7 protein-coding genes are annotated in these 13,439 nt (G+C 42.5%); 1 reads left to right on the forward strand and 6 read right to left on the reverse strand.

Features of this window, described 5'->3' with window-relative positions; translation table 11 throughout:
- Nucleotides 1–464 precede the first annotated feature (464 nt).
- A complete protein-coding gene (locus tag OC530_RS03935; protein WP_398599574.1) occupies nucleotides 465–4,589 on the forward strand; it encodes a pullulanase in 4,125 nt (1,374 codons plus the stop codon).
- Between the two features lie 251 nt (nucleotides 4,590–4,840).
- Here the strand turns inward: OC530_RS03935 and OC530_RS03945 are convergent, their stop codons facing one another.
- From OC530_RS03945 to OC530_RS03970, 6 genes are all read right to left on the reverse strand, one after another.
- Nucleotides 4,841–5,890, reverse strand: coding sequence for an LLM class flavin-dependent oxidoreductase (locus OC530_RS03945; protein ID WP_262079675.1), 1,050 nt, complete (start codon nucleotides 5,888–5,890; stop codon nucleotides 4,841–4,843).
- 118 nt (nucleotides 5,891–6,008) lie between these two features.
- The gene (gene glmS / locus OC530_RS03950) at nucleotides 6,009–7,817 is read right to left on the reverse strand and encodes a glutamine--fructose-6-phosphate transaminase (isomerizing) (protein ID WP_262079677.1); all 1,809 of its coding nucleotides are present in this window, start codon (nucleotides 7,815–7,817) and stop codon (nucleotides 6,009–6,011) included.
- A 191-nt stretch (nucleotides 7,818–8,008) separates the two neighbouring features.
- Nucleotides 8,009–9,388, reverse strand: coding sequence for a 6-phospho-beta-glucosidase (gene bglA / locus OC530_RS03955; RefSeq protein ID WP_262079679.1), 1,380 nt, complete (start codon nucleotides 9,386–9,388; stop codon nucleotides 8,009–8,011).
- Between the two features lie 98 nt (nucleotides 9,389–9,486).
- Nucleotides 9,487–11,340, reverse strand: coding sequence for a proline--tRNA ligase (locus OC530_RS03960; RefSeq protein WP_262079681.1), 1,854 nt, complete (start codon nucleotides 11,338–11,340; stop codon nucleotides 9,487–9,489).
- Between the two features lie 12 nt (nucleotides 11,341–11,352).
- On the reverse strand, nucleotides 11,353–12,612 hold the full coding sequence (gene rseP, locus OC530_RS03965) for an RIP metalloprotease RseP (protein WP_262079683.1): 1,260 nt from the start codon (nucleotides 12,610–12,612) through the stop codon (nucleotides 11,353–11,355).
- A gap of 21 nt (nucleotides 12,613–12,633) precedes the next feature.
- Nucleotides 12,634–13,437: a phosphatidate cytidylyltransferase gene (locus tag OC530_RS03970; protein ID WP_262079685.1), complete on the reverse strand. Its 804-nt coding sequence runs from the start codon at nucleotides 13,435–13,437 to the stop codon at nucleotides 12,634–12,636.
- Nucleotides 13,438–13,439 lie beyond the last annotated feature (2 nt).

Raw genomic sequence — 13,439 nt, forward strand, 5'->3', positions numbered from 1 at the left:
GTTTGCTGAATTTTTCTGATATTTTCTTTAGATTTCCAGTAAATACTATAGTTTGGAAACTAGATAAAACTTGAGAAGCTCTAGCTTTTTCTCTTCCTATTTATAGTTTCGCTAGATGAACTTTTTAAAGAAATATTAGAGATCAATTTCTGAATAAAAATATCTGAGAACACATCCTCTTCCTAATAATACGTCTTGTCTTATGTGACATTTTTATACTCTTCGAAAATCTCTTCAAACCACGTCAACGTCGCCTTGCCGTACTCAAGTACAGCCTGCGGCTAGTTTCCTAGTTTGCTCTTTGATTTTCATTGAGTATTATTTCCATTATTTATACTGATATATAAAATAATACGGAAAACTTCTCAAAAGTAAGAATTTCTTTGACAAACCAAAGAAAACGCTTGCATATTGTTTTACTACATGCTATACTGATATAGAAATTTATTGATTGGAGAATCATTATGAGAAAAACACCATCTCAAACTGAGAAAAAAATGGTCTACAGCATCCGTTCCCTCAAAAATGGAACTGGTTCTGTCCTTATCGGCGCAAGCCTTGTCCTACTTGCTATGGCTACGCCAACTATCTCAGCCGACGAAAGTACAACAACCACTAACGAACCCAGCAACGGAAATACAACCATCCTTGCCCAACCTCTTACTGATACAGCAGCTGGCTCTGGTAAGAAGGAAAGTGATATTTCTTCACCCGAAAATGCAAACGCTTCCCTAGAGAAAAAAGAAGAAAAACCTGTAACAGAGCCAACTACTCCTGTTGCAAGCCCAGCCGATTCAGCACCGCAAACCGGACAAGATCGTTCAAGTGAACCAACTACTTCTACGAGTCCAGTAACGACTGAAACTAAGGCAGAAGAACCAATAGAAGACAACTACTTCCGTATCCATGTCAAAAAGCTTCCTGAAGAAAACAAGGATGCTCAAGGACTATGGACTTGGGACGATGTTGAAAAACCATCTGAAAACTGGCCTAACGGTGCCTTGTCCTTTAAGGATGCCAAAAAAGATGACTATGGCTACTACCTAGATGTCAAATTAAAGGGAGAACAAGCCAAGAAAATTAGCTTCCTCATCAATAATACAGCTGGGAAAAATCTAACCGGCGATAAATCGATAGAAAAACTGGCACCAAATATGAATGAGGCTTGGTTGGACCAAGAACACAAGGTTTTCTCTTACGAGCCACAACCTGCAGGAACTATTCGCGTCAACTACTACCGTACAGATGGCAACTATGACAAGAAATCTCTCTGGTACTGGGGAGATGTGAAAGAGCCAAGTAGTGGTGAATGGCCTAATGGAACAGACTTTACGGCTACAGGCAAATATGGTCGCTATATCGATATTCCACTCAAAGATGCAGCTAAAGACCTTGGATTTTTATTACTAGACAGAAACAAACAAGGAGACGATGTGAAAATCCGTAAAGAAGATTATAAGTTCACAGATTTAAAAAATCATAGCCAAATTTTCCTCAAAGACGATGATGAAACCATCTACACCAACCCCTACTATGTGCACGATATCCGCATGACAGGAGCCCAACACGTAGGTACTTCTAGCATTGAGAGTAGTTTTTCAACACTTGTCGGTGCTAAAAAAGAGGATATCCTCAAACACTCTAACATCACTAATCACCTAGGAAACAAAGTAGCTATTACTGATGTTGCAATAGATGAAGCTGGTAAGAAAGTGACCTACAGCGGAGATTTCTCGGACACAAAACATCCATATACTGTTAGCTACAATTCCGACCAATTCACTACCAAAACAAGCTGGCGACTTAAAGATGAGACATACAGTTATGATGGCAAACTTGGAGCTGACTTAAAAGAAGAAGGAAAACAGGTTGATTTAACCCTTTGGTCACCAAGTGCTGATAAGGTTTCTGTCGTTGTCTACGACAAGAATGACCCTGAAAAAGTGGTTGGAACTGTCGCTCTTGAAAAAGGGGAAAGAGGAACTTGGAAACAAACTCTAGATAGCACAAATAAATTAGGAATCACAGATTTCACTGGCTACTATTATCAATACCAAATTGAACGTCAAGGTAAAACTGTTCTTGCACTCGATCCTTACGCTAAGTCCCTCGCTGCTTGGAATAGTGATCTTGCAAAAACAGACGCTTCCCATAAAGTGGCTAAAGCCGCCTTTGTAGATCCAGCCAAACTAGGACCTCAAGACTTGACTTATGGTAAGATTCACAACTTCAAGACTCGTGAAGATGCCGTTATCTACGAAGCTCATGTGCGTGACTTCACTTCAGATCCCGCTATCGCAAAAGACTTGACCAAACCATTTGGTACCTTTGAAGCCTTTATTGAAAAACTAGACTACCTCAAAGACTTGGGTGTAACCCACATCCAGCTCCTTCCCGTCTTGTCTTACTACTTTGTCAATGAATTGAAAAACCATGAACGCTTGTCTGACTACGCTTCAAGCAACAGCAACTACAACTGGGGATATGACCCTCAAAACTACTTCTCCTTGACTGGTATGTATTCAAGCGATCCTAAAAATCCAGAAAAACGAATCGCAGAGTTTAAAAACCTCATCAATGAGATCCACAAACGTGGCATGGGAGCTATCCTGGATGTCGTTTATAACCACACAGCCAAGGTCGATATCTTCGAAGACCTAGAGCCAAACTACTACCACTTTATGGATGCAGATGGCACACCTCGCACTAGCTTTGGTGGTGGACGCTTGGGGACAACCCACCATATGAGCAAACGGATTCTAGTTGACTCTATCAAATATCTAGTTGATACCTACAAAGTAGATGGATTCCGCTTCGATATGATGGGAGACCATGATGCAGCTTCTATCGAAGAAGCATACAAGGCTGCACGCGCCCTCAATCCAAACCTAATCATGCTTGGTGAAGGTTGGAGAACCTATGCTGGTGATGAAAATATGCCTACTAAAGCTGCTGACCAAGATTGGATGAAACATACCGATACTGTCGCTGTCTTTTCAGATGACATCCGTAACAACCTCAAATCTGGTTATCCAAACGAAGGTCAACCTGCCTTTATCACAGGTGGCAAGCGTGATATCAACACTATTTTCAAAAATCTCATTGCTCAGCCAACCAACTTTGAAGCTGACAGTCCTGGAGATGTTATCCAATACATCGCAGCCCATGATAACTTGACCCTCTTTGACATCATCGCTCAGTCTATTAAAAAAGACCCAAGCAAGGCTGAGAACTATGCTGAAATCCACCGTCGTTTGCGACTTGGAAACCTCATGGTCTTGACAGCTCAAGGAACTCCATTTATCCACTCTGGTCAGGAATATGGTCGCACCAAACAATTCCGTGACCCAGCCTACAAGACTCCAGTAGCAGAGGAAAAACAACCAAACAAATCTCACTTGTTGCGTGATAAGGACGGCAACCCATTTGACTATCCTTACTTCATCCATGATTCTTATGACTCTAGTGATGCTGTCAACAAGTTTGACTGGACTAAGGCTACAGATGGTAAAGCTTATCCTGAAAATGTCAAGAGCCGTGACTATATGAAAGGGTTGATTGCCCTTCGTCAATCTACAGATGCCTTCCGACTTAAGAGTCTCCAAGATATCAAAGACCGTGTCCACCTCATCACTGTTCCAGGTCAAAATGGTGTAGAAAAAGAGGATGTAGTGATTGGCTACCAAATTACTGCTCCAAACGGTGATATCTACGCAGTCTTTGTCAATGCGGACGAAAAAGCTCGCGAATTTAATTTGGGAACTGCCTTCGCCCACCTCAGAAATGCTGAAGTTTTAGCAGATGAAAACCAAGCAGGACCAGTTGGAATTGCCAACCCGAAAGGACTTGAATGGACTGAAAAAGGCTTGAAATTGAATGCCCTTACAGCTACTGTTCTTCGAGTCTCTCAAAATGGAACTAGCCATAAGTCAACTGCAGAAGAGAAACCAGACTCAACCCCTTCCAAGCCTGAACATCAAAATGAAGCTTCTCACCCTGCACATCAAGATCCAGCTCCACAAGCTAGACCTGATTCTACTAAACCAGATGCCAAAGTAGCTGATGCAGAAAATAAACCTAGCCAAGCTACAACTGATTCACAAGCTCAACAACCACATAAGGACAATAATACTCAATCACTTCCATCTACGCCTACTCAAACTATTGTCACTTCCTATACTCCAGCTTATACAAATAAGAAATCGGAAACTCCAAATCAGACAACTAAAGCTAGTTGGAAACAAGAAAATGGCATCTGGTATTTCCATAAAGCAGACGGTTCTCTAGCTACTGGTTGGATAAAAGATGGAGATACTTGGTATTATCTAAAAGATGATGGCTCTATGGTAACTGGATGGGTCAAAGATGGCAATGTTTGGTACTTCCTAAATAGTAACGGTTCTATGTCAACCGGTTGGGTTAAGGATGGAGATACTTGGTACTATCTTGAGCCATCAGGAGCTATGAAAGAAAATCAATGGTTTGAAGTTTCTGGCAAATGGTACTATGTTGATTCATCAGGTAAACTTGCAGTTAATACAAGAGTTGAAGGCTATTTGGTCAATGAAAACGGTGAATGGGTTAGCTAAAACTGCTACTGTATAACCTTTGCATAGCTAGATATAACTAGATATAACTAGATATAACTAAGCACAACGATAACAAACTCCTGTTTACAGGAATTAGTCTCCTTGCCCTTCTAGGTCTCGGCTTCTTGCTAAAAAACAAAAAAGAGAACTAAACTAGCCCTCCTATAGAAAAATCCCCCAAGCATTAACGCTCGGGGGATTATTTTTTGTACAATATTTGTCGTCCTAATCAGCCTGATTAGGATTTTTTATTAAGCCTCTTTCATGGCAAAATAAGCCCGTACTTTTGGAGCCACTTGCGTGCCGAAGAGTTCAATAGCTCTCAGGACTTGGTCATGAGGCATGGAACCAAGCGGTAGATGGAGCATGAAACGGTCCAAATCTAAATCCTCAATCATGCGAATCAATTTTTCTGCCACCTGATCTGGATTTCCCACAAACATAGCACCATTTGGCCCAACTTGCTCCAAATATTGCTCATAACTCAATTCATGCCAGTGTGGACGGTCTTTAGAAATTGCATCCACCACTTGCTTGGTCGGATGGAAATAATCTTTTACAGCCTGCTCGCTATCTTCAGCAATCCAACCCCAAGAATGAGCTCCAACCTTTAGTTCCTGGCTAGCATAACCCGCTTCGCTCCCAATCTCACGATAAGCCTGAATCAACTTTTTAAAATAACGAGGGTTGCCACCAATAATGGCATAGACAATCGGTAGGCCTTCCTGAGCAATCTTCACTGTTGATTCGACATGACCACCTGTCGCTATCCATAAGGGTAATCGATCCTGAACTGGACGAGGATAAACTTCTTTGCCAGAGATTGTTTGGGTCAATCGACCTTGCCAGTCTAACTTGGTCTTTTCATTGACTAACTGAAGCAAATCTAATTTCTCATCAAAAAGGGATTCGTAGTCTTTCAAATCATAGCCAAACAAGGGAAAAGATTCCGTGAAAGAACCCCTTCCGGCCATAATCTCCGCTCGTCCATTTGATAAAGCATCGATAGTGGCATACTGTTGGAACAAGCGAATCGGATCCATGCTCGAGAGAATGCTGACTGCACTGGTCAAACGGATTTTCTTGGTATTAACTGCCCCAGCGGCCAGAACAATCTCTGGGGCTGATACCGCAAAGTCTTCCCGATGATGCTCACCAATCCCATACACGTCCAAACCAACTTTGTCAGCCAATTCAATCTCTGCCACCAACTGACGAATGCGTTCAGCATGACTGTAAGTCTGTCCAGTCCCTTCAAGCTCCGTTGTTTCCCCAAATGTTGAAATTCCCAATTCTACCATTTTGATACTCCCTGTCTATTTCTGTCCTTCAATTTGAAAAATTATTCTAACACGAATCTTGAGTACAAGCAACCTATTTGCTCACAAGAAAAAGCCTAGATAACTAGACTTTTTTAGCTTATTCTACCGTTACTGACTTAGCAAGGTTACGTGGTTTGTCCACATCGAGACCACGGTGGAGTGTTGCAAAGTAAGCGACTAATTGTGTTGGCACAACCATTGAGATTGGTGAGAGGTAAGGGTGGACGGTCGTAAGGACGATATCATCTGTATCTTTGGCAACATTTTCTTCTGCAATAGTGAGAACCTTGGCACCACGGGCTGCGACCTCTTGGATATTTCCACGAGTATGGTTGGCAAGGACTGGATCTGACAAGAGGGCCAAAACAGGCGTTCCTTCTTCAATCAAGGCAATGGTTCCGTGCTTGAGTTCTCCTGCCGCAAAGCCTTCACACTGGATGTAAGAAATCTCTTTGAGTTTGAGACTTGCTTCCATGGCTACATAGTAATCTTGACCACGTCCAATGTAAAAGGCGTTACGAGTTGTTTCAAGAAGCTCACGAACCTTGGCTTCGATGGTTTCTTTCTCTGAAAGAGTTGATTCGATAGACTGAGCTACGATTGACAACTCATGAACTAAATCAAAGGCTTGCGCTTTAGCATTGCCATTTGCTTCTCCGACTGCTTTTGCTAAGAAGGCAAGGGCTGCAATTTGCGCTGTATAGGCCTTGGTTGATGCTACGGCAATTTCAGGACCTGCATGAAGGAGCATGGTATGATTGGCTTCACGTGAAAGAGTTGAACCTGGGACATTTGTCACTGTTAAGCTTGGGATTCCCATTTCATTAGCCTTGACCAAAACCTGACGGCTATCCGCTGTTTCACCAGACTGGCTGATAAAGATGAAGAGTGGTTTCTTGCTGAGAAGTGGCATACCGTAGCCCCACTCAGATGAGATTCCAAGTTCAACTGGTGTATCTGTCAATTCTTCCAACATTTTCTTAGAAGCAAATCCTGCGTGGTAAGATGTCCCAGCTGCAAGGATGTAGATACGGTCTGCGTCTTGAACAGCCTGGATGATAGCTGGGTCTACGACAACTTGACCAGCCTCATCTGTGTAGGCTTGGATGAGTTTACGCATAACCGTTGGTTGCTCATCGATTTCCTTAAGCATATAGTAAGGGTAAGTTCCCTTACCGATATCAGACAAGTCAAGTTCCGCAGTATAGCTAGCACGTTCACGACTGTTGCCATCATAGTCTTGAACTTCGACACTATCAGCCTTGACGATTACCAATTCTTGGTCATGAATTTCCATATATTGGTTGGTTTCACGAATCATAGCCATAGCATCTGAGCAGATCATGTTATAGCCTTCCCCAAGACCAATCAAAAGTGGTGACTTATTTTTAGCCACGTAGATGACTTCAGGATCTTGTGAGTCAACCAAGGCAAAGGCATAAGAACCACGGATGATGTGAAGGGCTTTTTTGAAGGCTTCAAGCACTGACAAGCCATCTTCTTCCGCAAATTTTCCAATCAAATGAACGGCGATTTCAGTATCTGTTTGCCCCTTGAAATGGTGACCTGCAAGGTATTCTTCCTTGATTTCGAGGTAGTTTTCAATGACCCCATTGTGAACCAAGACAAAACGTTCTGTCTCAGAGCGGTGTGGGTGAGCATTGTCTTCAGTTGGTTTTCCATGAGTAGCCCAACGAGTATGTCCGATACCAGTTATTCCCTCAACACCAGCTGTTTTAGCAGACAATTCTGCAATACGACCAACAGCCTTGACTAGATGGTTTTCAGCACCACCTAGGACAAAAATCCCCGCAGAATCATAGCCACGGTATTCGAGCTTTTCAAGCCCTTGAATCAAAATATCAGTTGCATTTGTGTTTCCAACAACACCAACAATTCCACACATAGTATATACGACACAGACCAGCTGTGCTTTCTCCTTAAAATTGGTATAGTCTAATTCCTCTTTTATAGAATCAGCAAAAACAGTATATACTTGTTTCTTTCACTTGTCAAGAGTAAAAATTGGTATAGTTCATATCAACTTCTTATAAATAAAAAACTCTGACCAATTAGGATAATCAGTCAGAGTCCTTTTTAAAATCCATTATTATCGCTTAATTCCTTGAACCAGTGCCCTGATTTCTTCAGACGACGTTCTTGCGTTTCCAAGTCTAGTTCGACCAAACCGTAGCGATTTTTATAGCTGTTGAGCCATGACCAACAGTCAATAAAGGTCCAGATTAAGTATCCTTTACAGTTGGCTCCATCTTCAATAGCACGGTGAAGTTCACGAAGATGACCTTTTACAAAGTCAATACGGTAATCATCTTGAATCATCCCATCTTGACGGAATTTTTCCTCTCCTTCAACACCCATACCATTCTCTGTCAACATCCACTCGATATTACCATAATTTTCCTTGATATTTTGGGCAATGTCATAAATCCCTTGCTCATAAATCTCCCAGCCACGATGAGGATTGATTTTACGTCCAGGCATCACATAAGGCTCGTAAAAATGTTCTGGTAAGAGTGGACTCTCTGGATGCTTAGCAAATCGAGGCGCCATAACACGCAAAGGTTGATAGTAGTTGACACCAAGGAAGTCCACCGTATTGTCACGAATGAGTTCCAACTCCTCCTCTGTAGCATCAGGCAAGAGACCTTGTTCATGCAAGATTTCTACCAACTCCTGTGGATAAGTCCCCAAAACAGACGGATCTAAGAAAGATTGGGCCTGAAAAAGATCCGCAATGCGAGCAGCCTTGACATCAGCAGGATGCTGGCTACGTGGATAAGCCGGTGTCAAGTTGAGGACAATCCCAATCTTGGAATCAGGCAAGAGTTCATGACAGGCCTTAACCGCCCGACTGCTGGCCAATTGTGTATGATAAGCTACTTTAACGGCTGCCTCTGCATCCACCTTATGTGGATAATGGGCATCGTAAAAATATCCAAATTCTACTGGAACGATTGGCTCGTTAAAGGTAAGCCATTGATCCACTAAATCTCCATAAGTCTCAAAACAAAAACGAGCATAGTCTTCATAGGCTGAAACAGTCGCCTTATTTTCCCAACCATCACCATCCTCTTGAAGGGCAAAAGGCAAATCAAAATGATAAAGATTGACTAAAAGACGAATCCCTTCGGCCTTAATAGCCTCAAAAACCTTACGGTAAAAGTATACACCTTGATGATTGACTTCCCCATGCCCTTGTGGAAAAATCCGTGACCACTGAATAGAAGTCCGAAAAGCCGTGTGACCAGTTTCTAACAGTAGCTCAATATCCTTTTCCCAGTTTTCATAAAAGGTCGATGTCTTATCTGGACCAATCCCATTATAGTAACGATTCGGCTCCACTTGGTACCAATAATCCCAGAGATTATCTCCCTTACCGTCACCAGCTACACGTCCTTCTGTTTGTGGTCCAGAAGTAGAGGATCCCCAGACAAAATCCTTTGGAAATCTTAGCATACATTTACCTCTTTATCTACTCATTTTTCCCATTATACAGAAAAAACAAGGTAAAAACTAGTTACATTTTTTCCTTGTTTTTCTTCTGATTATAGTTTTTATTTCTTGCTGAGGATTTCAAGCGTTTCAAGCAAGTTATCTGCATGAACTTCGATGGTGTCACCAGTCGCTTTAATCTTGACTTCTACGATGCCATCGGTCGCTTTCTTCCCAACAGTGATACGGATTGGCAACCCAATCAAGTCACTATCGCTAAATTTAACACCGACACGCTCGTTGCGGTCATCTGTCAAGACTTCATAACCAGCTCCCATCAAGCTTGCTTCAAGCTTTTCTGTCAAGGCCTGTGCTTCTTCATCCTTGACATTGACAGTTATCAAGTGCACATCAAATGGTGCCAATTCTTTAGGGAAGTTGATTCCCCAAGCGTAACGGTATTCACCTTTTGGCGTTTTGTTAACAAAGAGGCGAGCGTGTTGCTCCATCACTGCTGAAAGGAGACGGCTGACACCGATACCGTAACATCCCATGATAATTGGCACAGCACGACCATTTTCATCCAAAACATCTGCTCCCATGCTTGCTGAATAGCGAGTGCCGAGTTTGAAGATGTGACCAATTTCGATACCACGCGCAAAGTTAAGAACACCTTGTCCGTCTGGAGAAATTTCACCCTCACGAACTTCACGTATATCCACATATTCTGCAGTAAAATCACGGCCTGGGTTCACACCAGTCAAGTGGTAGCCATCTTCGTTAGCACCGACAACTGCATTGCGAACATCTTGCACCTTACGGTCTGCAATGATTTTAACATTCTCTGGCAAACCAACTGGGCCAAGTGAACCAAAACCTGCTTGAACAAGATTCGCCACTTCTTCTTCGCTAGCAACGTCAAAGAAATCTGCTCCCAAGTAGTTTTTCAACTTAACTTCGTTGAGTTGGTCATTTCCAACTAGAAGGGCCGCAACAAGCTCACCATCTGCCATGTAGAAGAGAGTTTTAATTGTTTGTTCTTCTGGAACCTTGAGGAAAGCTGCAACTTCATCGATTGACTTAACATCTGGCGTTGCAACACGAGTCACTTCTTCTTCAGCGACAACACGGTTGCTTGGTTTGTACTCGTTTGTTGCCATTTCCAAGTTAGCCGCATAGCTAGACTCACTTGAGTAAGCAATGGTATCTTCACCAGAAACCATCCACTTAAGCAATTCTGCCTTAATCTCTTCTTGCACTTCTGTAGGAATTTCATCAAATGAGGCAACTGACTTGTCCAAGACAACCCAGCGGTCAAGGTCTGTACGAGCAGGTGTAATAGCCATAAATTCTTGGCTGTCCTTACCCCCCATAGCTCCACCGTCACCAATGATAGCCTTGAAGTCTAAACCACTACGAGTAAAAATACGCTCATAAGCAGCCTTATACTCATCGTAAACACTGTCCAAGCTATCATAGTTAGCGTGGAAACTGTAAGCATCCTTCATGATAAACTCACGTGTACGGAGAAGTCCATTACGCGGACGTTTTTCATCACGATACTTAGGCTGGATTTGGTAAAGGTTGAGTGGCAATTGCTTGTAAGACTTAACAGAATCACGGACAATAGCTGTAAAGGTTTCTTCGTGAGTTGGACCTAAGATAAAGTCTGATTTTTCACGGTTTTTTAGTTTGTAAAGGTCTTCACCATAGGTTTCGTAACGACCTGATTCGCGCCACAATTCTGCACTAAGAAGAGCAGGAGCCAACATCTCCACCGCACCAATCTTATCGAATTCTTGGCGCATGATGTTTTTGGCTTTTTCAATCACACGGTTGGCAAGTGGTAGATAAGAATAAACACCTGCAGAAACTTGGCGAACATAACCAGCTCGCAACATAAGAGCGTGACTGATAACTTGAGCATCGCTTGGCATTTCGCGAAGCGTTGGGATAGGCATTTTACTTTGTTTCATAATATTCCTCGATTATCTAAAAAAGAGTCGCATGATGTCATTCCAGGTCACAGCAATCATCAGAACAACCATGATGACCACTCCGGCCAAGGTGACATAGGTTTCAATTTCTTGTTTCAATGGTTTGCGGCGGATGGCTTCTAGGATATTGAGTACAATCTTACCACCATCCAGAGCTGGAATCGGAATAAGATTAAAAATCCCGATATTGATGGAAATCATTGCCAAGAAGTACAAGACATTCTCAATTCCATTTTTAGCAGCATCACTACTTGCCTTAAAGATGGCAACAGGTCCACCTAGCTTGTTCAAATCCGGTTGGAAAATCAGATTTTTCAAAGCCGATAGAATTCGGAGAGCCGAGTCAGCAGCAGTTGTAAAACCACCTACAAACATAGATACAAAATCTGACTTAATCCCCGGTTGAACACCTAGAAGGTAACGACCTTGACTTTCTTCGGGTGTAACAGTGACTTGTTTGTCACTCCCCTTTTCAGAAATAGTCACATCCAAGGTCGGGGCCGTCTTATCTTTGGTTTCTGATTCCACAGCCTGAATCAAACTTTCCCAGTTACTAATCTCATGTGAGCCAATCTTGGTAATTTGTGCCGTTTCTGGCACTCCCATCTTAGCCAAGGCCCCTTGGGGCATGACATGGAACTGGTTGGTATCAACATCTCTGACGCCACCCTGCATAAAGATTAAAATCCAGAAAACAACGACACCTAAGATAAAGTTGTTCATAGGTCCTGCAAAGTTGGTAATCAGTTTGCCCCAGATAGTCGCATTTTGATATTGAACATCTAAAGGTGCAATCCGAACCTCAGTACCATCTGCTTCCACAACCGTTGCATCGTGATCCACTGCAAATGTTTTTTCTTCTTCCAGAACCAAGCCCCTGATAAAGAGCTTGTCTTCAAAATCAAACTGGGTCACCTGCATAGGGAGAGCCGTCTGATCTAATTTTTTACCTGAGATATTGATGCGTTTAACCTTACCATCGTCAGTAAGCGTCAAACTGACAGGAGTTCCTGTCTTGATTTCAGTTGTATCATCACCCCAACCGGCCATGCGAACATAGCCCCCAAGAGGCAAGATTCGAATGGTGTAGGCCGTTCCATCCTTGCCAATATGAGCAAAGATTTTGGGTCCCATACCAATGGCAAATTCACGCACTAGAATCCCTGATTTCTTGGCAAAGTAGAAGTGGCCGAACTCGTGCACCACTACAATAATCCCAAAAACCAGAATAAAGGTTAAAATTCCGAGCATAGTATTTCCTCCGTCTTTTGATTAAAAGAGTCCAAACAAGTGCATGATTGGAAATACAAGCAACATACTATCGAAACGATCCAAAACACCACCATGTCCAGGGATAAATTTCCCAGAATCCTTGACACCAAAGTGACGCTTGATCGAACTTTCTAGTAAATCACCAAATTGTCCAGCAATGCTAAAGAAAATAGCAAAGACGGACATCTTGTAAATTCCATATGGAAGAGCAACTGTACTATCAACTATCATAAAGATGATGGTTACTAAAATCGCACCTAAAATACCACCCAAGGCACCCTCAAAGGTTTTGTTTGGAGAAACGGTCGGAGCTAATTTTCGCTTACCATAGTTCATACCAACAAGATAGGCACCACTGTCTGTCGCCCAAACAATACACAAGGCCAATAGAGCCTTATCTAAACCTGCAATTCTAGCATCTAATAGAGCATTAAAACCAAAGCCCACATAGAAACTCATAGCAAGAGGGAAAACCGCATCCTCAATCGTATAGGACTTGCTAAAAACAGTCGTTCCTAACATGATTGAAATCAAAACACTATAAGCAGCAACATTCCCATCAACTGGTAAAAAAGTCAGGTAATTCTCCAAGGGAATGGTCAAGGCAAAGGTTGCAAAGAGGGTCAAGAGGCCCTCTATCGTCATGGTCTCTAGACCTCTCATCTTCAAAAGTTCATGCATGGCTAGCATGGCTATGATTCCAATTGCTATCTGCAGCAAGAGTCCCCCAATCATCAAAATTGGTAGGAAAATAGCCAGGGCAATCCCTGCAAACAAGGTTCTTTTTTGTAAATCCTGAGTCATAT

The organism is Streptococcus sp. Marseille-Q5619, from assembly GCF_946901205.1.
In the GTDB taxonomy this organism is placed as follows: domain Bacteria; phylum Bacillota; class Bacilli; order Lactobacillales; family Streptococcaceae; genus Streptococcus.

Excerpts from the sequence above, each read along its gene's own strand:
- OC530_RS03935 (WP_398599574.1), top strand. The coding sequence starts at position 465 with ATGAGAAAAACACCATCTCAAACTGAGAAAAAAATGGTCTACAGCATC.
- OC530_RS03945 (WP_262079675.1), bottom strand. The coding sequence starts at position 5,890 with ATGGTAGAATTGGGAATTTCAACATTTGGGGAAACAACGGAGCTTGAA.
- glmS (WP_262079677.1), bottom strand. The coding sequence starts at position 7,817 with ATGTGTGGAATTGTTGGTGTTGTTGGAAACACAAATGCAACTGATATT.
- bglA (WP_262079679.1), bottom strand. The coding sequence starts at position 9,388 with ATGCTAAGATTTCCAAAGGATTTTGTCTGGGGATCCTCTACTTCTGGA.
- OC530_RS03960 (WP_262079681.1), bottom strand. The coding sequence starts at position 11,340 with ATGAAACAAAGTAAAATGCCTATCCCAACGCTTCGCGAAATGCCAAGC.
- rseP (WP_262079683.1), bottom strand. The coding sequence starts at position 12,612 with ATGCTCGGAATTTTAACCTTTATTCTGGTTTTTGGGATTATTGTAGTG.
- OC530_RS03970 (WP_262079685.1), bottom strand. The coding sequence starts at position 13,437 with ATGACTCAGGATTTACAAAAAAGAACCTTGTTTGCAGGGATTGCCCTG.